Origin of the sequence: Vibrio sp. T3Y01 (assembly GCF_013114525.1) — a bacterium.
GTDB classification, from domain to species: Bacteria; Pseudomonadota; Gammaproteobacteria; order Enterobacterales; family Vibrionaceae; genus Vibrio; species Vibrio chagasii_B.
Map to the genome: position 1 here is coordinate 12,703 of NZ_VTXJ01000010.1, position 21,887 is coordinate 34,589.

At 45.3% G+C, this 21,887-nt stretch carries 19 protein-coding genes; 5 read left to right on the forward strand and 14 right to left on the reverse strand.

What is annotated here, in order from left to right:
- Window positions 1-79: 79 nt before the first annotated feature.
- Window positions 80-460: a hypothetical protein gene (locus F0232_RS12605; RefSeq protein ID WP_171750831.1), complete on the reverse strand. Its 381-nt coding sequence runs from the start codon at window positions 458-460 to the stop codon at window positions 80-82.
- 132 nt (window positions 461-592) lie between these two features.
- Between F0232_RS12605 and F0232_RS12610 the strand changes: the two genes are divergently transcribed.
- A complete protein-coding gene (locus F0232_RS12610) occupies window positions 593-1,630 on the forward strand; it encodes a tyrosine-type recombinase/integrase (RefSeq protein WP_171750832.1) in 1,038 nt (345 codons plus the stop codon).
- Window positions 1,631-1,741: 111 nt separating this feature from the next.
- On the opposite strand, the gene tdh is transcribed toward F0232_RS12610, so the two are convergent.
- Together tdh and F0232_RS12620 are read right to left on the reverse strand one after the other, a co-directional pair.
- Window positions 1,742-2,773 carry an L-threonine 3-dehydrogenase gene (gene tdh, locus F0232_RS12615; RefSeq protein WP_004742453.1) on the reverse strand — a complete coding sequence of 344 codons (1,032 nt, stop codon included), beginning with the start codon at window positions 2,771-2,773 and terminating at the stop codon, window positions 1,742-1,744.
- 110 nt (window positions 2,774-2,883) lie between these two features.
- Window positions 2,884-4,077 carry a glycine C-acetyltransferase gene (locus F0232_RS12620; RefSeq protein WP_061031178.1) on the reverse strand — a complete coding sequence of 398 codons (1,194 nt, stop codon included), beginning with the start codon at window positions 4,075-4,077 and terminating at the stop codon, window positions 2,884-2,886.
- Window positions 4,078-4,457: 380 nt separating this feature from the next.
- On the opposite strand from F0232_RS12620, the gene F0232_RS12625 reads away from it, so the two are divergent.
- Window positions 4,458-5,189, forward strand: a complete 732-nt coding sequence (locus tag F0232_RS12625) for an EAL domain-containing protein (RefSeq protein ID WP_105058834.1) — start codon at window positions 4,458-4,460, stop codon at window positions 5,187-5,189.
- Between the two features lie 25 nt (window positions 5,190-5,214).
- Here F0232_RS12625 and F0232_RS12630 read toward each other — a convergent pair whose 3' ends face one another.
- From F0232_RS12630 to F0232_RS12660, 7 genes are all read right to left on the reverse strand, one after another.
- On the reverse strand, window positions 5,215-6,027 hold the full coding sequence (locus tag F0232_RS12630; protein ID WP_105058029.1) for a helix-turn-helix transcriptional regulator: 813 nt from the start codon (window positions 6,025-6,027) through the stop codon (window positions 5,215-5,217).
- A 53-nt stretch (window positions 6,028-6,080) separates the two neighbouring features.
- A complete protein-coding gene (locus F0232_RS12635) occupies window positions 6,081-7,325 on the reverse strand; it encodes an MFS transporter (protein WP_105058028.1) in 1,245 nt (414 codons plus the stop codon).
- A gap of 213 nt (window positions 7,326-7,538) precedes the next feature.
- On the reverse strand, window positions 7,539-8,243 hold the full coding sequence (locus tag F0232_RS12640; protein WP_171731835.1) for an ABC transporter ATP-binding protein: 705 nt from the start codon (window positions 8,241-8,243) through the stop codon (window positions 7,539-7,541).
- 19 nt (window positions 8,244-8,262) lie between these two features.
- Window positions 8,263-9,546: an ABC transporter permease gene (locus F0232_RS12645; RefSeq protein WP_105058026.1), complete on the reverse strand. Its 1,284-nt coding sequence runs from the start codon at window positions 9,544-9,546 to the stop codon at window positions 8,263-8,265.
- Window positions 9,547-9,548: 2 nt separating this feature from the next.
- The gene (locus F0232_RS12650; RefSeq protein ID WP_105058025.1) at window positions 9,549-10,793 is read right to left on the reverse strand and encodes an ABC transporter permease; all 1,245 of its coding nucleotides are present in this window, start codon (window positions 10,791-10,793) and stop codon (window positions 9,549-9,551) included.
- Window positions 10,790-12,061, reverse strand: coding sequence for a TolC family protein (locus tag F0232_RS12655; protein WP_105058024.1), 1,272 nt, complete (start codon window positions 12,059-12,061; stop codon window positions 10,790-10,792). The genes F0232_RS12650 and F0232_RS12655 overlap by 4 nt, the downstream gene beginning before the upstream one ends.
- On the reverse strand, window positions 12,054-13,190 hold the full coding sequence (locus tag F0232_RS12660; RefSeq protein WP_105058023.1) for an efflux RND transporter periplasmic adaptor subunit: 1,137 nt from the start codon (window positions 13,188-13,190) through the stop codon (window positions 12,054-12,056). The genes F0232_RS12655 and F0232_RS12660 overlap by 8 nt, the downstream gene beginning before the upstream one ends.
- Before the next feature lie 356 nt (window positions 13,191-13,546).
- On the opposite strand from F0232_RS12660, the gene F0232_RS12665 reads away from it, so the two are divergent.
- Together F0232_RS12665 and F0232_RS12670 are read left to right on the forward strand one after the other, a co-directional pair.
- Window positions 13,547-14,479, forward strand: a complete 933-nt coding sequence (locus F0232_RS12665) for a LysR family transcriptional regulator (RefSeq protein ID WP_061031187.1) — start codon at window positions 13,547-13,549, stop codon at window positions 14,477-14,479.
- Complete coding sequence (locus tag F0232_RS12670; protein WP_105058022.1) at window positions 14,479-14,862, forward strand: VOC family protein; 384 nt, start codon at window positions 14,479-14,481, stop codon at window positions 14,860-14,862. Before F0232_RS12665 ends, F0232_RS12670 begins: the two co-directional genes overlap by 1 nt.
- Window positions 14,863-14,972: 110 nt before the next feature.
- On the opposite strand, the gene F0232_RS12675 is transcribed toward F0232_RS12670, so the two are convergent.
- From F0232_RS12675 to F0232_RS12690, 4 genes are all read right to left on the reverse strand, one after another.
- Window positions 14,973-16,508 (reverse strand): PepSY domain-containing protein, encoded by a 1,536-nt coding sequence (locus F0232_RS12675; protein ID WP_105058021.1) that lies wholly within the window; start codon window positions 16,506-16,508, stop codon window positions 14,973-14,975.
- A gap of 110 nt (window positions 16,509-16,618) precedes the next feature.
- Complete coding sequence (locus F0232_RS12680) at window positions 16,619-16,969, reverse strand: hypothetical protein (protein WP_004742438.1); 351 nt, start codon at window positions 16,967-16,969, stop codon at window positions 16,619-16,621.
- Window positions 16,970-17,272: 303 nt separating this feature from the next.
- The gene (locus tag F0232_RS12685) at window positions 17,273-17,668 is read right to left on the reverse strand and encodes a cytochrome b562 (RefSeq protein ID WP_105058020.1); all 396 of its coding nucleotides are present in this window, start codon (window positions 17,666-17,668) and stop codon (window positions 17,273-17,275) included.
- A gap of 145 nt (window positions 17,669-17,813) precedes the next feature.
- Entirely contained in the window at window positions 17,814-18,560 is a 747-nt protein-coding gene (locus F0232_RS12690) for a phosphatase (RefSeq protein ID WP_105058019.1), read from the reverse strand.
- Between the two features lie 312 nt (window positions 18,561-18,872).
- Here F0232_RS12690 and F0232_RS12695 point away from each other — a divergent pair, with 312 nt between their 5' ends.
- The gene (locus tag F0232_RS12695; protein ID WP_105058018.1) at window positions 18,873-21,887 is read left to right on the forward strand and encodes an HD domain-containing phosphohydrolase; all 3,015 of its coding nucleotides are present in this window, start codon (window positions 18,873-18,875) and stop codon (window positions 21,885-21,887) included.

A 21,887-nucleotide genomic window follows, 5' to 3' on the forward strand; every position in this document is an offset into this window, starting at 1 on the left:
AATGTCACCGAACCCAAGATAGCAACCATCCTTGTGAAAACAATAATGGGGCAAGAATGCGCTGGTTGAACGTCTAACATTAAAACAACCCGAACACATTGTTCTTCCCGTCTTGTTCAAAACCTCTAATCTGATGGTGCTTTGGCTCTCCACCAAACAATAAAACATACAACTTCCGGTCTTGGTACGTCCCTACTACATAGTGGTCTTTTTGTATGACGTACTCGATAGTTTCGGCTTCCTCATCGGTGCACAGATATTTAATATCAACCAGCTTCACCCATTTCAAACCGATCACATTCTTTGCCTCTATAAACCCACCAAATGGCGCAGTAAAACGATTACCTAGCTTCAAAAGCGCATCAATCATCCCTTGGTTCTTCTTGCTTACCCCAATTGGACCATTGCTGTTAATCTTGAAGTGACTGTATCCAGAAGTCACATGAATTGATTGATACATGGCAAAAACCTATTAACTTTCTTAGCATTTTGAGATAGGTGCCCAGCTTGTGCTTTTTGTCCTAAATAAAACATTGTTCTACATTCCAGCTTAATTATACTGTTTTTATATACAGTTATATTAGGCTTTATTATGTCTGTCCGCAATTTAAAAGATGGTTCTACCAAACCTTGGATCTGCGAATGTTACCCAAACGGGCGAACGGGGAAGCGTGTTCGTAAGAAATTTGCGACTAAAGGCGAAGCCAAAGCCTTTGAGCTTCACACAATGAAGGAGATCGACGATAAGCCCTGGATGGGTATTAAACCGGATCACCGTAGAATGAGCGAGCTGTTAGACACTTGGTGGAGCATACACGGTCATACGTTGAAATCAGGTAAGCAAGCTCGGGATCTAATAGCCAAAACAATTGAAGAGTTGGGTAACCCAATTGCCTGCCAGTTTAAAGAACGAGACTACCTAGCGTATCGGGCAGCTCGAATCCCCTATCGTGGCAAAAACAAATCTAAAGAGATATCCCCGACCACACATAACCTTGAACTGATTTATCTAAAAGGTATGTTCAAGAAGCTGATTAAGTACAATCAGTGGAAATACCCCAACCCAGTTGAAGCAATCGAGCCTATCAGAACCAGTGAAAAGAACCTGGCATATCTAACCAAGCCACAAATTGAAGAGTTCCTATTTAACCTGAAGAATTTCAACCGCGTAATTACAGTCTCGATTCCACAGCTCATTGTAATCTCTAAGATTTGCTTAGCCACCGGTGCTCGTATAAGTGAAGCTCTCACTCTTACCCGTTCACAAGTAGCTGAATTCAAGCTAACTTACACCGAGACAAAAGGTAAGAGAAATCGAAGTGTGCCCATCTCATCTGCTTTGTATCATGAGATCTTAGATATCGCAGTGAGCGACCATAAGATTTTTGACACTACTTATAAAGATGCCTGGCGCTACATTAAAAGGGCTTTACCTGATCATGTTCCAAGTGGGCAAGCAACGCATGTTCTACGGCATACATTTGCTTCGCATTTTATGATGAATAAAGGGGATATTTTGGTGTTACAGCGGATTCTAGGTCACACAAAAATTGAGCAGACAATGGCGTATTCTCATTTTGCTCCCGAGCATTTGATGCAGGCAGTTCAGCTCAACCCTTTAGAAAATTAATGGCGACAAAATGGCGACAGCCACTGTAATCGAGCGTTATTTAGCGATTTTAGACGTAAAAAAGGCGACAATTTAACCTGTCGCCTTTTTCTAATGACAGCCTAATTTAGACTATTCCCAATCAAGGATAACCTTGCCTGAAAGTCCGCTACGCATAGCGTCAAAGCCTTTTTGGAAGTCATCAACCTTGAAGTGGTGAGTGATAATTGGTGTTAGATCTAGGCCAGATTGAATCAAAGAAGCCATCTTGTACCAAGTTTCAAACATCTCACGACCGTAGATACCTTTGATAACCAAGCCTTTAAAGATTACTTGATTCCAGTCTACTGCCATGTCTGATGGTGGAATACCTAGTAGAGAGATCTTACCGCCGTGGTTCATGTTAGTCAGCATGCTGTTGAACGCAGATGGTACACCAGACATTTCAAGACCTACATCGAAGCCTTCTGTCATACCTAGATCAGCCATTACGTCTTCAAGCTTCTCTTCCATCACGTTTACAGCGCGCGTTACACCCATTTTCTTAGCAAGGTCTAGGCGGTATTCGTTTACGTCAGTAATTACAACGTGACGAGCACCTACGTGCTTAGCAACCGCAGCAGCCATGATACCGATTGGGCCAGCACCAGTGATTAGCACGTCTTCACCTACTAGGTCAAAAGAAAGCGCTGTGTGCACTGCGTTGCCAAACGGGTCAAAGATTGATGCTAGATCATCTGAAATCTCTGCAGGGATCTTAAACGCGTTGAACGCAGGGATCACAAGGTATTCAGAGAATGCACCAGTGCGGTTAACACCAACACCTGTTGTGTTACGACAAAGGTGAGTACGGCCGCCACGACAGTTACGACAGTGACCACATGTGATGTGACCTTCGCCAGATACGCGATCGCCGATTTCAAAACCACGAACTTCTTGGCCGATACCAACAACTTCACCTACGTATTCGTGACCTACAACCATAGGTACTGGGATTGTGTTTTGTGACCACTCATCCCAGTTGTAGATGTGTACGTCTGTACCACAGATTGCGGTTTTCTTAATACGGATAAGAAGATCATTATGACCCATTTCAGGTTTTTCAACCTCGGTCATCCAAATGCCTTCTTCAGGCTTAAGTTTAGAAAGTGCTTTAATTTTCATAATTTTACCTAGTTCATCTCGCCTAACTGTAAGGCGAGAATCAAAAATCTATATGTTCGACTGGGTGGTGTTCCATCTAATTAAAGGATGCTCGTGGCACCCCTTTAAAATTAGATGATGCCCATGTCTTTACCAACTTGGATGAACGCATCGATTGCGCGGTCTAGTTGCTCACGAGAGTGTGCTGCAGACATTTGCGTACGGATACGAGCTTGACCTTTTGGTACTACAGGGAAAGAGAAACCTACAACGTAGATACCTTTCTCTAGAGCGCGCTCTGCGAATTCAGCCGCTACTTTTGCATCGCCAAGCATGATTGGGATGATTGCGTGATCAGCACCGCCCATAGTGAAGCCCGCTTCTTCCATGCGAGTACGGAAGTGAGCAGAGTTTTCCCATAGTTGAGTACGTAGGTCACCAGACTCAGCTAGAAGATCTAGAACACGGATAGACGCGGATACGATTGCAGGTGCAACAGAGTTAGAGAATAGGTATGGACGAGAACGCTGACGTAGCCAGTCGATCACTTCTTTCTTACCAGACGTGTAACCGCCTGAAGCGCCACCCATTGCTTTACCTAGCGTACCAGTGATGATGTCGATGCGGTCAACGACGTTATGGAACTCGTGAGTACCAGCGCCGTTTTCACCCATGAAGCCCACAGCGTGAGAATCATCAACCATTACTAGTGCATCGTACTTGTCTGCAAGGTCACAGATAGCAGGAAGGTTAGCTACTACGCCGTCCATTGAGAATACGCCGTCAGTTACGATTAGCGTGTGGCGAGCGCCAGCTTCTTTAGCTGCGATAAGTTGCTGCTCTAGCTCTTCCATGTTGTTGTTCGCGTAACGGAAGCGCATCGCTTTACATAGACGAACGCCATCGATGATTGAAGCGTGGTTTAGCGCGTCAGAGATGATTGCGTCTTCTTTGCCTAGAATCGTTTCGAATAGGCCAGCGTTAGCATCAAAACAAGATGTGTATAGGATTGTGTCTTCTTTACCTAAGAACGTAGACAGCTTTTGCTCTAGTTCTTTGTGAGAATCTTGAGTACCACAGATGAAACGAACTGAAGCCATACCAAAACCGTGCTGATCCATACCACCTTTTGCAGCTTCGATAAGCTCAGGGTGGTTCGCAAGACCTAAGTAGTTGTTTGCACAGAAGTTTAGTACTTCTTCACCAGTCGAGATAGAAACCGCTGCTTTTTGAGCAGAAGTGATAATGCGCTCAGACTTGTAAAGACCTTCTTCTTTAACTTCTTCGATTTGATTTTGAATCTGTTGGTAAAATGCAGAAGACATTGTCTCATTCCTTCCTAGTTATTATTCAGCAGCATCGAGCACCGCATTATGTAGGGATATAAACGATCCTAAAACGATCATTTACACTGTAAAACTAATCTCTATATTCTAGTTGAACATCGCCTTTTCGATTATCCCTCCAGTTGGAAAAACATTAATGAATCTGAGGCACGAATAATAGTTCATCCCAGTGACACAGGGCACATTAACGTCCTTATCTTGTTCTTTTTTAACGCCATGTTCACCGAAAATTCGACCTAATTTCGCTTTCATATCAAATCTCAATTTTTAATCTCAAAACGATATAGTGGTGAATTACTGTTTCTCTCAGAATGTGCGGCCGTTACACAGATGCCCAAGATGAGATGAGAAACAAGCCGATGACACTATCCGACCACATCATTCAAGAAGCCTTCGAAAACGACTGGCACACCTGCTTTTATCAACCAAAAGTAGAATCGAGTGCAGAGAAAGTAACAGGCGTAGAAGCACTGTTTCGTCTGAATATTCCCGAAGAAGGTGTCTTTTCACCCGGTGTGTTCATTGATCGTGCGTTCGCGCTAGGTTACGAAGAAGAGATCTTCTTTAGTGTTCTTGAGCAATCTTTAACTGAAGTGAAGTCGCTATCAGCACACTTGAACTTGGCCGTTAATATCAGCAAGAAAGTACTAGCGAACCCAGACAACGTAGAAAAAGTACGTGAACTACTTTGGAATACCTCGTTCAAAGCAAAACAGTTAACGTTCGAACTCAGTGAAGCCGATCAATGGGATGAAGAGCTCTGCGAACAGATTAAACGCTATAAAGCGCTTGGTATTAAAATCTCTATCGATGATTTCGGTGTGGGTTACTCAGACATGAATAAAGTGATGAACCTTGATGTCGATGAAGTGAAATTTGATAAGTCGATTGTAAATAGCCAAGACAGTTCTCGCTCTGAACTAATCCAGCAAACTTTGGCTTACTGTAAGGCGTCTGGAATTAAAACCGTAGCCGAAGGCGTTGAAGATGTAGATACACATCAACGTGTCCACCAGCTTGGCTTCGATCGCTGTCAGGGTTTCCTATACTCGAAGCCACTTCCGTTGACGGATCTTAGACTGGTCATGTAATGACTCTGCTCTACTAAGGAGTGGGCTAGCTTAAAACAAACTCAACGCTTTTTTTCTTCTGTTTTAGGTCATGGTAACGGATGTACTTGAAATAGATATCGTGCTTGTTTTGGATATTCTGAGAAAAGGGATTTTTCACCACTTTTTTAATATCAGCTTTAAAGAAAGGCATGCCAAGCTTGCTCATGTATGGCTCTAAATAGAGATCATAAAGAAACTGGCACATATCTGGATCAAGAGTAGGAAAACAGAATTCAGTATCAGCTAAGTTGTCGGCCATGTAATCAAAGATCTTGCGGCGAATGACAATACTCACGGCACCAACGCTGCACAGCATCTTGCTGACACCGTCGTAAACCACATGCCCAATGATGACGCCCTCATAAAGAAAACACAGCACCTGCATCTCTTCTCTCTTCACACCCAAATGACTCGCGACTTCGATAAAATCTCTGCCGTAAGTTTTTTGATGCATTCCTTGAATCGACTTAAGCCTTTTTACAGGAAGTGAGCAAAGGCTATGTGATTCGACACTGGTCACCTCGTAATCGTAACCAATATCAACACTGAACGGGCGCTCAGCGTTCTTGGTTGCTGCTTTCACTTGCACCATTTCTTCAACAGAGAAGTCATAATCAACCTGGAAGAAGCTCGCAATACCCAGACGACGAACAAAACTGGGCAGTGTCTTCGCCCTTTCCCACTGGCTCACCATCACCTGATTGACACCAGAAAATGCTCGGTGAGAATGAGAAAGTAGCTCAGCAAACTCTTCCTGAGATAAAGCTTTCTCTTCACGCAGATACTTTAACTTTTGTGCAAAATTCGATTTATCCATAACTCACATTGCCTTAGTTATTATCAGTCGCTTAACACCCAAGGCTCATCTCGCTAAGTCTGGGTCATCGACTCTCTTTCGACACTGTCTTCAGTATGCTCTGCCAACCAGTACAACCAAATCATCGCCAAGCATAGGATGAAACAGAGCACAAATAGCCAGTAGGCGCTCAACATCTCTATCACCACACCACCAAGCAATGGCGCAATAGCAAAGCCAAGAGAGTAAAGTGCCGCCGCACCGAAGTAAGAGCCTCTCAGATGTGGCGGTGCCATTCTATCGATTTGTACATTCAGGGTTGGGAAAGCAATCACTTCTCCTAAACTTAATATAAAACAAGCAATTCCCCAACCTAGTGGCCAATCATTTGGTGTAAAAAGAAAACCAATTTGCGCAATCGCCATCAAAATCATGCCGATTCGAGTTCTTACAAACAACGGTACGTGCTCAAGCCATTTAAGCATTGGGAACTGGAAAACGATAATCGTCAGCGTATTCACCAAAACTAACCCAGCAATGAGTTGAGCGGCATCAGCGATTGAAGAGCGCACGATGACTTGAGGAATTGACGACTCAACCTGCGCGTAGACAAACATCATGATGAAGTTAGCGACCATCAGTTTTACAAAAATATTGTCTTTACGAATCACATTAAGCGTCGCGGCGAAATTAAGCAGTTGAGAGGGATCTGGCTTGGTAAAAGTACCTTTTCGTTCAATTCCTAACAACAGCCAGAAACCGTAAACGACATAAGTACCACCAGCAACAAAGAACAGGTTTTGTGGCTGAGAAAGAGCCAAAGTGATACCAATCAATGGACCAAGTGCGCCACCCAGATTAAGCAAGAAGTAACGAATGTTCAGCGCTAACTCACGATCTTTGGAGTCTTTGAGATTATCGCCTATGACTGCCTTCGCTGGCGCTTCGATCATTGGGCGCATTAGACCCGTCATCATGATCAACACATAGAACTGCCACACTTCACTCGCTAATGCGATGCCAGTGTAGGATATCGAGGCAATCCAACTGCCTAGCACCATGACCCATTTACGTCCTAGCTTATCCGAAAGGTAACCCGAGTAGAGCCCAGTTCCAGCACCAACAACCGCGGATACCGCTAGCATGGTACCGACTTCTATCGCAGACGCACCGTAATCTTCATAGAGAAAGACGATCAGAAAAGGCCATGCCATAAAGTAGCTTGTTCGGGCGAGTAACGTTCCAGTAAGAACTGTCCATACTGAAAAATTAAACCGTTTTATACGCTGCTTTTGAAACAAGCTTTCTGATCTATCCATAGATAACGCCTCTATAACTGACTGATTTAAATGTTATTATTCAGCCAGTATATAGAGTAAGTAGAATAGATACAGAGTATTCAATAAAGCTGTGTCTATTATGGCACCTCCATACCTATTTCACATTAGCAGATGCACACAGCCAAAATACCATTAACGAAGAGCGGTCTAGAGTTAACGTAATAGAGCAGCCTCTAGTCAAAGATCAACGCACTAGGCTGAGTAATGTTGCCCTTTGCGGTCAGACAATACCTTTCCGTCTTTGATCGTCACGATTCGCTTGGTTCGTTCAGCAAGCGAATTATCATGTGTCACGATAATCAATGTTCGTCCCTGCGCATGAAGACGATTAAACAAAGCCTCTATCTCTGCACCAGATTTTGAATCCAATGCCCCCGTTGGTTCATCCGCTAAGATGATTTGCGGATCGTTAACTAGGGCTCTTGCAATTGCCACTCTCTGCTTTTGACCACCAGAAAGCTGGTTTGGTTTGTGGTCGAGGCGATCCCCTAGCCCAACTTGCTCAAGCAGCTTCGCGGCGCGCTGGCGACGTTCTTTGGCTTTGATGCCAGAGTAAACCAATGGTAGTGCCACGTTATCCAATGCTGTCGCGTATTCCAGTAAGTTAAAGCTTTGGAAAACAAAGCCTATCTTTTGGTTACGAATACCGGCTAGCTCATTCGGGCTTAAACTTGCGACGTTTTGACCACCCAATTGGTATTGACCATCGGTCGGTTTATCTAAGCAGCCCAGCATGTTCATCAGGGTCGATTTACCTGAGCCAGACGGACCAAGAATGGAAAGAAATTCACCTTGGTTGATGGTCAAGTCGACACCGTCTAGCGCACGTACTTCCGCCTCTCCGCTTGAGTAGTATTTACAAATGTTGGTCAAATCAACCAGTGGCGTGTTCGACATCTTATCTCCAGAGTTTTTGTTATTCACTTTGCAGCGCCTCCAATGGGCTCACTTTGGCGGCGCGGTTTGCAGGCAGCCATGCAGAAGCGACACCAATAAACACCAAGGTAGAAATCACAATCGCAACAACGATCCAAGACAGCTCAGGGACCGGTTTTCCAAGGTGTTCATAGAAGGTGTTGCCTTCTAGGTTTATGGCGCTGATAGCCGATACAAGCGTGTAAGTCACACCTAGCCCCAACAAACCGCCGAGCATCATGGTCATCAGTGATTGCACTAGGTAGTGAAGACGAATGGCTGTGGGCGTGGCACCAACTGCCATACGCACGCCGATGTCTCGGGTGGAACGTTTTACGGTCGCGTACATGACATTCGCAATCCCTACGCCCGCTACGGCCAGCGTGACGAAGCCGATGATGCCAAGAAAGCTTTGTAAGCCAATCAAGAACTGCTGCATGCTTTTCTGTTTGAGGAACATGTCTTCCACTTGGACGACCTGCTCATCACTCACACTGGCGCCGTGTTTACGAGCAATCACCTGACGAATGGTCTTTGCCAGTTTTTCACGATCAGCATGAGCTTGCGGCTCGACGTTGATGCCTCCGATATCGCCGTTAGTATGAAAGCGTTGCCACGTTGCTAACGGCACGAAGCTGGCGTAGTTGATTTGGTCGCCCTGTTCGATTTCAGCACTGTTCTTCTTCAACACACCAATTACGGTGAACTCTTCACTGCCAATCTTGACCTTTTCACCGACAGGGTTGGTCTGCAGTGTCACAGGGGTAAACCAGCTGAAATCTTCAATAGGGTTAAACAGATCCGCAGCAAGTGAATAGCCCAACACAACGACTTTACGCATCTCTTTTTGATCAAGTGGATTGAGCCAACGTCCGCCATCCATTGGGATTAAGTTGGTCATAGATGCAAAGTCAGTCGTGACGGCTAGTGGTTTTTGCCATATTCCTCGATCACCGACTGTAATGCGCTCATCCCAAACGGCGGTTGGCGCAACGCTTTTCACCTCTGGTAGGGCTTTAATTACCTCGGTATCGTCGGCTTTTAAGGTTAAAAACTTACCTTGGTGGAACACGCCATAATCGACGGTCGCCATGCCCCCGGTTAAGTAAATCAGGTTCCCGTTGCCATCTTGCGCGGTTCTTAATACGCCTTGACGAATGCCCTCGCCCACCGCCAGCATGGCTGCGATACATAGGGTTGCCCATGCAACGGCAAGAATGGTCAATCCCAAACGCAGTTTTTCTGCTGCCATTTCTTGAAAGATTTGTCTCATTGGTAGCAACATATTTACGCCCTCGCACTTAATGCTATTACGGGGGGGAGACGAGATGCTCGCCTTGCCGGAAAGTAAGACGCCAACAGCGCTAGAACGAGAGTCACCAACAATGACAAAGTAATCGAATCTCCCGTAATCACAGGAAAACCTAACCACTCCGGTAAGGTAATGGAACCAAGCAACGCGACCACTAAATAAGCAACCATTAAGCCGAGAGCTGTACCGACCGCCACCAAAATAAGTCCTTCAAGGATGAACTGGTTGAGTATGGATTTTTGCGTTGCACCAATCGCCAAGCGTACGCCGATTTCTCGAGTTCGCTCTGTCACAGAGAGGAACATAATATTTGCAACGCCAAGCGCACCAACGGCCATGGTCATTGCGCCGCTTGCTCCCAGGAATATTTGAATGCCGCGGAAAATACCCGTGATTACCGCCGCTCCCTCGCTAAAGTCTGGCAAGTTAATCGCTTCTTTATCGGTCGGGTCAAAGTGCAATTGTTTAGCGTAAAAGTTAACGATGGCTTGTCGGAATGCATTGCTATCCATACCGTCGGCAGGCTTGAGTAGCACCATCCAAGGTTTGGCATCCCACAAATCAAGGTAGGTAGTTTGAGGGATGAAGACTTTACGGCTATCACCAAATGAAATGCCCGCATCTTCATCTTTCATAATGCCGATTACCAAAAATGGAATACCATTGACTTTGGTGGTTTGCCCAACGTGAATTCCCCCCATTCTTGCGACTTGATCCCCCAAAATCGCAACGCGGGTATGGTTGGCAATATCATTGGGTGAAAGGTTCCGCGAACCCGACTCCAACTTACGTTGAATCAACGAGAAGTAATGGGAATCAATGCCACTGACGAAGCTTGTCAGGTTCTGCCCTTTTTCATTGGTGACGTTCGCATCCCACTTGGCATAAACGCTAGATGCTTGTTTCACAAAACCCGATTGTTCGATCATATCGACCTTATCCTGTGGGATCTGGATCTGGCGTCTCAGGGGTAAGCCATGCCAAGGTTTGCTGGTGCTCGACGGAAAGGCGACTTGCACATTGTTGACCATAAATGACAACTGCTGAGTTTGATGGCGATAAAAACCTTCACCCAATGCAATCAAAACCACAACCGAAATCACACCCCAAGCAATAGCCACGATGGCCAGCATGCTCTTCATGCGATGCGCCATCAGTGTTTGCCAAGTTTGCTGCAATAAGGTTTGCTGTAATAAAGTTTGCTGCAATAGACGGATCATGAATTAAATGCTCGGGAGATCAGTACCATGGTGTCGTCATCTAACTTACCTGCGGTTTGCAACAAGCCGATACGCTGACGCCAGTAGTTATACAGGTTGTTTTGCAGGCTGTTTTTGGCTTCAAACAAACTGTTGTGCGCACTAATCACTTCCGAGACTTCTAACAAGCCCGCATCGTAAAGTTTCTCTTTGCTGCGCAACACTTTCTCACGAGAAGTCACCAGCTCGTTCGCCATTAAGACTTGATTCCAGTTGATGTCTACTTGAGTAAATTGCTGGATCACGCGCTTTTGGATGTCGATTTCAACTTTACGTAAGTCTTGTTTTGCGCTGAAAGTATTGAGTGACGCTTCGTCCACTCTGGCACGCGTTGCGCCATTCAAGTCAATCGGTACGCTTAGTGTGATGCCAGCGCTGAACTCACCGTCTTTACGTCGGTCATCATCGTTATATCCAACATTACCTTTCACCGTTGGGTAGTAACCGCCTTGGGCTGAATCTTTGGCAAACTCGCTGGCTTTGACGTTCTGTGTTGCCACCAGCAATTCTGGGCTGCTGTCTTTAGCAAGCTTTAGCCATTGTTCTTGCGATTCCACCATCATTGGCGGTTGAACAAGGGAATCAGTGCGAATTTGGTCAACGTCTTGTGGAACTTGGTTAATCAAGGCCGACAGCTCTGCTCGTTTGACTTCTAAATCTGAGCGCGCATTCAAAATACCGGCTTTATCAGCAACTTGGGTCGCACGGATCTCTTCAACGTCAACGGATTTCACTTTACCCGCGAGGTAACGCTTCTCGATGATCTTCAGCAGTTTATTGCCTTCTTCCAACTTGGACTGCGCCAACTGCAAATCACCTTGTGCACTTGCGACATCCAAATACGATGAAAGCAACCTTTGTGCTAATTCATTATGTGATTGAGCCAGTTCGAGCTGAGCTTTGATGTAGTTGGCATTAGCTTGATCCAAATCTGACCACAAGCTGCTGTCCCAAATAGTTTGAGAAAGCGATGCACCATAACTGTTGGTATTGTCAGTGGATTCATTCCAATTCGCCGAAGCCGTCGCACTTAAATCGGGTAAGAGTGAACTGCGGCTTGCATCCACACCCACTTCGCCAAGTTGAACACCAATTTTGGCTTTCTCGTAGTTTGGGTCACTTTGTTTCGCCTGCTGCCACGCTTGTTCAATCGAGATAGCATAGCTGGGTAAGCTGAGTGTGGCGGCCAGGATCGCGCATCCGATTTTAGATAGGTTTCGTTTAGCCATGCGCGGCTCCCATCATCATGCTGTTATCGATGATTTCTTCGTCTAGCTTAACGCCGTCTAATACTTCTACGTTGATGCCATCCGACAAACCAAGCTGCACTTTTTGTTTGTGGAAACCTTGCTCTGAGCTATCTGGAATCAATACGTTTGGTGTATCGCCATCAAATTGCAGTGCTCGTTCTGGCAAGGTTAAGACATTCTCAGATTTCTTCAGTGTGATTTGTGCAGTGGATGAGAAGCCTGAACGCAGTAAGGTCTCTTTCGGGATCTTCAGTTCACCAACTTCCACTTCAAACCCGTTATCAAAGCTTTTTGCCGTCGCGTTACCTTCTGGCGAGTTAAGGTTCTCTGATTGGATTGCAACTTTGGTTAACACACCGGAAATTTCCATATCAGGATAAGGCGCAACGGTAAGTAATACAGGCATGCCCGGAGAGAGCTGCGCGGCATCGTGCTCACTGACGCTGCCTTTGAAGATCAGGCTGTTCATGTCCGCCAGAGACATCATTTCTGTCGCGGCTTGGCTAGATTCAGTCGAGATGATTGGCTCACCCACTTCGACTTTGCGGTTTAATACTGTGCCATCAATTGGTGCATAAATGGTTGAGGTTAAACGGGCATCACCAATGGAAGCTTCACCGCTGCGAATTAATTCGAGGTTTTGGCGTTTTTGCAGTACGTTCGCTTGAGCCGATTTCACGCTTGAACGCGCACTAACGTATTCATCGTAATTCTTTGGAATGATGTCTTGCTTCACCAAGCTTTCTAGGTTGGCGAGCTTTTGTTTGGCTGATTCGAGGTCCGCTTCACTGCGCATTAAGTCTGTTGAAGCATCAGTAAGCGCTTGAGGCGTCGGGTTCGGACGAACCTTAATCAATGGTTGGCCTTGCTTAACCTTTTCACCGACCTGCACGTACATCTCACCCACAATGCCATCGATTTGCGACTTAATGGACACTGAGTGCGCAGGAACAATATTGCCGACCGCTACCGCTTGTTTTTCAATGGTTCCCTTTTCCACCGCCAGCGTTGGAAACGCCTCTGGTTGAGTGGAAGATTGCAGATAAAAATACGCACCGCCGCCGAGCAATGTAACGCTCACAGCAGAGACTAGCCAAATTTTTGCCATTATTGATACCGATTATTTTTGTGTAGTCTTGTGACCATCTTATGAACATAAAGTTCTTGAATCATATCGGCTTTAATGTCGCGAGTTTGTAATATTTGGTATGGCTATGTCAGATAGCTATTGACAGTAAGTTAGATGGATAATCCACTTAGTAGCATGAGTCTAAATATTGCCGGCGTTGGATGGTTTGCTCAAATGCATTGAGCTGAAGAAGAGGCAAATCGGTAATTAAACAATCGATGGTTAAACATCATCACGACTCATTTTACTTTAGCCAATTAATGAAACTGATTCACAAATTAAGTTAGATCACTCACAATTACTATTACGCTCATCGCTGACTCTCATGGATACTTATGGTCAATCCCAAACTCATCGCCCTACTTCCAGATCTAGCCTCGTTTATCCTAGTGGTAAACGAAGGCAGTTTTACTGCGGCAGCCAAGCAATTAGGGGTAACGCCCTCTGCACTCAGTAAGCTCATTACGCGTTTAGAGAAGGCACTGTCAGTAAAGCTTTTTGAGCGAACTACTCGTACGCTTATTATCACTCAGGCAGGTCAACTGGTTTACGATCAGAGCGTTGTCATGATTAACGCAGCACAGCAAGCGGTTGAGTTATCGACGTCTGATCATACCGAGCCCTCTGGCTCACTTACTGTAGCCGCGCCAGAAGCGTTTTTGAACTCTGTACTTCAGCCTTTTGTGGTGCCATTTCTCAATCAGTATCCAGAGATCCAACTTAAGTTACGCGCTGCTGATGGTGATATCGACATACTACGCCAAGGCATCGATATTGCGTTTCGCCTTACCGATAAGCCCGATGAGAGCTTAGTGCTAAAAGAGTTAGGCAAGACTAACTTAGTACTGTGTGCGAGCCCTGATTATTTGAGTCACAAAGGCATCCCTTCTCACCCGACCGATCTTAGTCAGCACGATTGCCTGTACCTTGCAGAAACGGACAAAGACCACATTTGGGACTTTCTCAAAGATGATGAGTTTCACACCGTTTCCGTCAGTGGTCGATACGCCGTGAACCACTCTCAAATGCGACTAAAAGGTGTGAAAGAAGGTTTGGGGATTGGCATCTTCCATGACTTTGTGATTCAAGATGCGTTAACAGAAGGCAGCGTTGTTCAAGTACTGAATGACTGGACCATCAAGAGTAACTACCACGGTGCCATCGCTATGCAGTTTGCACAAACCAAGTATATGCCCGCTCGCCTACGCGTGTTCATTGACTACGCGATGGAACACTTGGGTGAAAAGTTGGCAGGAGAAATAAACTGATGCTAAAAGGAATCCACCACGCCGCCATTATTTGCTCAGACTACAAAGCCTCAAAACGCTTTTACACTGAGATTTTAAAGCTAGAAATTATTGCAGAGAATTACCGAGCAGCGCGCCAGTCTTACAAACTTGACCTAGCACTCCCTAATGGTGCTCAAATAGAGTTGTTTAGTTTCCCTGATGCACCTGAAAGACCGAGCTTTCCAGAAGCTCAAGGATTGAGACACTTAGCCTTTTGTGTTGAGGACGTTCAACAAGTAAAAAGCTATTTAGAAGGACAAGGAATCGACGTTGAACCGATTCGAGTTGATGAGTTTACAGGGAAGTCATTCACGTTTTTCGCAGACCCAGACGGCCTGCCGCTAGAGCTTTATCAAATATAGAGCTTTATCAAAAATAGGCTTTATCAAATCTAAACTTTCTTGAAAAATCAGCTTCCCGCCAGAATAAAAAACGGACCTTCTCAAGCCGAAAATGTCCGTTTTTGGTTCAATTAGCTCAACGCCATTTTGAACTTCTCAACACGTGAGAACAGTAGCCAATCCAATATCATGGCCGTCACAATCGTTGCTCCTGCGAGAGGGAATAGTACTGAAATCAGCACAACACTCACCAAACCAGCTTTCCATAAGCCAGCATCACCAAACTTAGGTGGCGCGCCAAGCTTACGTTGACCTGATGGTCTACGCATCCACCACATCACACCGCCCGTGACTGACACCACGATGAACGCCAAGCAGAACAAGGCATTTAAAAGCTTGTTGATAATACTTATATCACCTTGGTGCAGAGAGATACCGACCGCTAATGTCTTGGCGATAAAGTTATAATCTTGCCAGGTCACTTCACCAAGGATACGACCTGAATACTGGTCGAGGTGCGTGGTACGATCTTGAGTGGGATCGATGATATCGCCGCCCATCGTGTTTGCTGTCACGGTGTAAACACCCGTCTCAGAACGTGGGAAATTCACCTTGTACTGCGTGAAGCCAAGAGCTCGTGCTTTCTCAATGACATCATCAATGGCAAAGCTACTCACAGACATGACATGCATAGAGTGGTCATCACCCATCTTAGAATGATCATGAGGTTCGGACGCCTCTTCCACATGATGAACGTGTTCTGCTGGCTTATCTTGAGACAACGGCAGTGGTGTCTGTTCCAGATTCCATGGCAGTTCTTCTTCTGAGCCATGGTTAAGCGATGCGTGTGTCTTATCAGACAGCGGAATATCATCCCACATTTGAGCAGGGAAAGTGCTCCATGCTTGGACGAGCTTACCGCCCCAGAAACCTGTCCACGCCAAACCAGACAGGATAAAGAGCAGCAGAATAAGAGATAGCGTGCCACCGATGTTCGCATGCAGATCACGCATCAGTACGCGTGGGCCAGATGACACTCTCAGCTTAAGAAAGCCTGCGCGGCTCGCGTTGTCTCGTGGCAACCATAGGTAAATTCCACTGACGAGCAACAGAATCGACAAGCTGATTGCGACTTCAATCAGATAGTCCCCCCAATCACCAATTAATAACGTGCCGTGGATGTCGTTTGCCAACTGGTACAGGCTGTCGCTGCGTGGTACTTCACCGACGACTTTACCTGTGTATTGATTCACGGTGGCGAAAACAGATGTGCCATCTTCCAGTGATACTGAAAATCGGTTGGCCATATCAGGCAATTTGCTCGGTACGAACTGTGTCACTGAACCTTGTGGATAGTGATTTTGCACTGCAGCTAACTGCTGCGAAACCTTGATTGGTTCACCGGATGCTGCAATTTCAATCGCCTCTTGATGAAAAGCCAGTTCGATCTCATCGTCAAACAACATCACTAAGCCAGTAATACTTAGCATCAGCATGAATGGGATAACGAATAGACCAGCGTAAAAGTGCCAGCGCCAGGTGAGGAAGTAGAGAGTTTTATTGCGCTCTTTGGTTTTAATATTGGTTCTCGAACCGCTTGTTGCACTGCTTGTAGACTGCGAAGTCGCTTGTGCCTTCGCAGTAGTTTGAGATTCATTTCTCAACATTATTATTTCCTTTGACATGCGCAAACGAACCTTCTGAAAATCAGAAAGTCGCTAAGGCATGTTTAACTTTACTTAATACTATATTTTTTAATTATTTTAATGAGTTAGGTTTAAGCAGTAACAAAGGGAGGGCCGCGGGGGGCTTGCCTCGAATAGCGTTCGCTTAGAGCCAAAAAAGCGTAGCTGTCTGAGACAATAAAACTCAGTCGAGTTGTGAGTAGTGTAGTTGGAAGTTCATCTTGGTGAAATGTGGAAAAATGGCTAAACGGGCACGGCTTACCTTTATGAGTATTCGGTTCACCCTCTTCGATTTGAACCAGTTCAAAGCCATTGACCGTACACAACGACGCCCACACTCCCGCACTATTACCATGAGCATTGATAACAGGCATTAATGTCACTAAAGCCCAGCTTAACGCTGTGGCAAGTAACATAGAGAGGTTGAACGAGGTTCGGCGCATTATTCCAAATCTTTATAAATTTCCCTTATTATGAGGCACTTGTTATATAGGTAAACGTAAAGATTAACATCAGGTTAAAAAGTTGAAGCCAACGCACACTCTTTTTAGTTAAAAACTGGTTACGCGAATAGAACATAACCCATATTATTCATCTACGCGCACAGATCCCGGTCAGAAAGCCACCAATAAAAAACGCCGCCTACATTTTCCAATAAAGGTAAATATAGGCGGCGTTTTAGAAATCGAATCTTGAGGTTTGGGCTTTGTTAAACGTCTAACATGCAAACGCTCCTGATTAACCCATTAACCGAAGATCTTGCTCCAGATACTTGGGTTACGCTTGTCGTGGTACTCTTCACGAAGGCCATCAATCGTGCGCAGCTCTTGTTTTGCTGCCTCGAAATCACCTTGGTCTAGCTTCTGTTCAATGCTATCGATCGATAGACTGATCTTCTTGAAGCCTTCCATGAAGTTTTCTTCTTTCTCTACTGGGTACACACCCGTTTTTAGTTCTGCCACTAGCGTATCTAAACGAACGATAGGTTTTTGCATCTCTTCAATGCTTTGAGCTTCTGCCGCTTGTTTGAATGCAAGCTTCATTTCTTGCATGTTTTTCTTAAGGTCAACGTTAGCAAATGCGTTGCCAGACATTACTGCTGCAGCGATTAGGCCAGATAAAAGGATTGAGCGAGTTTTCATTGTTTCTCCAAGTGAAACTGTGACTTTGAAGATAGCGCCGTCATTATTGCAGCGCTTCGACTTTATTATTTTCCGGCTAGTGTATACAAAAATCCGTCAGGCACAAAAATTGATTGTGTCGAAATGCAAACCTGCCGACATTCTCTTAAACAAGTGCAGAGTATTCTGGGATCTCGTTGCGACCACGTAGTGCCAAAAATGACAAGAATTGCTGCGGTGAATGGGTGATCACCTTACTCGAATCTACGCCCACCTCATCAAGTAATGAAGCAACAAGATTTAAACCGCCTACATCTTGGCAGAAATGTGCATCACTCCCTGTGGTAATAAATGCCCCTTTTTCTCTCGCAATTCTTGCTATTTCGTAGCAACGATCAACACTGCCCACGCGGCTATTGCCTTTAAGTGTCGTGTTATTAATCTCGATGGCGACATTGTGTTCTACCGCACATTGGATGACCGCTTCAAAGTCGAAATCAAAATTAGGATTCCCCAAATGACCGAGTGCATCGACTCGTCCACCTTTGATGACATTTAAAAGAGCCTCAGTATGAGCTTCGGAGTCTAACGGGCGAAATACAGGCTCATGAAAGCTCGCAATCACCCAATCTAAGTTCTTATCAACACTAGGGTGTATATCGATTTCCCCCTGAGTGTTCATAATGTTTGATTCAACACCGCGAATAATCGCAACGCCTTCGATAAAACGAGGAAGTACACGCTGATTGCTAAAGAACCAGTAGTGTGGCGCGCCCGGCATTGACTCTGAATGGTCAGTGGTACAGAACATAGCAAGGCCGTTTTGTTTTGCCGATTTAGCGTTTTCAATCAATGTACTGTAGGCATGGCCACTGGCGTATGTATGGGTGTGAGTGTCTACCTTTAATTCCATAAATCAATGCCCTCTCTTGATATCTAAACTTTCCAGAAAATAAACCTAAAGCCTCTGCTTGGAATTGAGTACCTTATGTTATCAATAGAACCAGTTTATCAGCACAAAGTGACAATTAGCACCTTAACCTAACGCTTTCTTGTAACTAATTGCCCAGTTGCTATAGGGCATATGTCACCTCTACCTTCACCCAATTTTCTATCGGTCGGCTTCATAATCATGGCTACGTGCAAGCCTGGTAATTGAGCCAATTTTTTTGCAACCTACCCAAGTTCGTCAATACTTAAACCAGTTCACACGCTGGAGTGTTAGATGAGACGAAGACGTTATCCGCTGAGTATCCACATCACTAGCCTTTTCCTAATTTTGACAACGTTTGTCGGTGCAGTTTTGATATCAATAAGCTATCGGCATTCTCAAGAGTTGCTACTGGGAACCGTTCGTGAGGTTAGTAATGAGCACCGTGACAAGCTAGAGTCGGTGTTCAAACAAGCGATAGCCCCGGTCATTACCACATTGAATGTGATGGCGGTCAGTCCGTTTGTTAATCAACAAAGCTCCTCTACCGAGAAGGAGTCTTGGCTAGCATCAGTCGATATCATCTTCAAACAGAATGCTAATTTAGTCGCGCTCTTCTATGGCTCGGAGGATGGCGACTTTAGAATATTCCGCCCCTTGAGCACCAATAAACAAAGGGCCGAAAATAATGCCCCTGCCAAAGCGACCATGATGGTCAGTAGCACTAATTTGGATGGTGAGAACTTTATTACCTACCTCGATGGTGCGCATCAGGTCATCAGCACGGTGCAAAGCGAGAGTAAATTTAACCCAACGACTCGTACTTGGTATCGCAATGCAAAGCCCGATGGTTCAATCCACCTATCCGAGCCCTATCTTTTTTATTTCCTTAAAACCAATGGCATTACACTGTCTAGGCGTTCAGCTGATGGCAAGCACGTGGTAGGCGCCGACTTCACGCTGAGTTCTCTCTCTTCTCAGATCAGTGAGCTGGCCTACTCTCCGCAGACCAGACTGGCTCTATTTGACCAACACTTTAACCTTCTGGGTCAGCATCAACTGGATTTAACGACCTCTAACCTCACCTTCCAAGCTAACCATGACGGTACTAATAATGTAAATGGCGCAGGAAAACTCTCTGGTAGTGAGCAGGAGCAGAGCTTTTTCAACATCCCCAAACGAGAGCAAATGGAAGCGTTAAAATCTTCAGTATTGGGGCCGCTAATCTCAGATGAGGAAAAGTTTAACCTCAATCTCAAAAACGTCGAGTACAACCTGAACACATGGGCACTGACCTTAACTCCGGTTGAGCTCACCCAAAACATGACCCTCTATTTGGCTGAAGCTACACCACACAATGAACTGCTTTCTGACCTCATTTCAATGCGTGACAAACAGGTCGCCGTCGCGATTGGGATGTTGTTTATCTGCTTTGGTATCGTGTGGTTGGTTGCTAATCGTCTATCCCAACCACTCAATACCTTGATGCAGCTTACCGATAACATCGCTCGGTTCGATTTCCGTCGTACCCATTATCCGAAGAGCATGATTAAAGAGGTCGCAAACCTCGCCCACTCCATTGAATTAATGGAACACACGCTTCATGACCTCATCAACTTGCTGCGAGACACAGCAGGGAATCAGGAGTTCTCGATACTTGCCAAGAACATCGCTCACCAAAGCTATTTGATAACCAAAGCCGAAACCATTGTGCTGTTTACTCAATCAGAAGAGAAAGATGTATTTGATACCGCCGCCAACCTAGCGATCATTCCCTTTAAAGCAGACATCAATGACTTCATCAAACATACACCTTGGTTACTGTGCAAACTCAAGTCAGGAGAGACCATCCACTTAAATCGAGAAGACAATGTACTCAACTACTATCAAGACTCTATCTTCAACTCAGACCTGTACCTGTTCCCATTATTGAACCGCGAAAAGCTGTTGGTTGGTATTGTGGCGATTGGCTATGAAAGGCCGATTACTAAAGCTCAAGCAGATAAACACGCCTTTTTAAGAGAGTTATTGAGCTTCGCGGAAATAGCCAAAGACAACATCGACCAAATGCAGCAACAGAAAGACATGCTCAACGCCTTTATTGAACTGATCGCCTCTGCGATTGATACCAAATCCCCATACACTGGAGGTCACTGCCAACGAGTACCCGAGCTGACCAAATGGTTAACTCAAGCGACTATCGATGACGACCGTTATTACCCTCAGTTCTCTCTGGACAACAAACAGTGGGAAGAGTTGATGTTAGCCGCGTGGCTACATGACTGTGGGAAAGTCACCACCCCAGAGTATGTGGTAGACAAAGCAACCAAACTTGAGACCATTTACGACCGAATCCACGAAGTTCGTATGCGATTTGAACTACTCAAACAACAAGCCGAAACTGACTACTGGAAAGCGATGGCGAATGGTGGACTTCAAGAAGAGCAGCTACAGACCCTAGGACAAACCCTTTCCGACCTCGATGAAGAGTTTGCCTTTGTTGCTCAGTGCAACCTTGGCGGAGAATCAATGACACAAGAACAGTTAGAACGATTGGACCAAATAGCCAAGCGTCAATGGAAACGAACGTTAGATGATCAACTTGGAATATCTTGGGCTGAAAAAGAGAGGTACAACTCGTGGCAGAAATCGTCGCAATCTGCCGGCGCTAAACCAGATCACAGTGAACAGACATTACCAGTGATGGAACCACTCCTTGCGGACAAGCCAGAGCACAAGATCCCATGGGATAATGGCTTTAACCCAGCAGAATTGTGGCAAGAAGAGTTCGTCCTTAAGCCTGGAGAGGTCAAATACAACCAAGGCGAGCTGCACAATTTGAAAGTCAATCGTGGCACTCTCAACGAAGAAGAACGCTTCATGATCAATGACCATATCATTCAGACCTTCACCATGTTAAACAAGCTCCCATACCCACCTTACCTGCAAAATATTCCCGAAATTGCCAGTGGGCATCATGAACGCATTGATGGTAAGGGCTACCCTCGTGGGTTGAGTGAAGATCAATTACCTTTGCCGTCCCGAGCCATGGCGATTGCTGACGTGTTTGAAGCCCTGACTTCCAGCGACCGTCCGTATAAAAAAGGAAAGCTGCTCAGTGAATCGCTCAATATCATGACCAACATGGCGACGAGCGGTCATATTGATCCCAAACTCTATTTACTGTTTTTAGAAAATAAAATCTATGACAAATACGCAGAGCGATTCCTTGAGTTAAGCCAACGATGCGATATCGATGAAACGAAACACATCGAAAAAGTAAAAGAGTATATTCGCTCACTTTTTTAA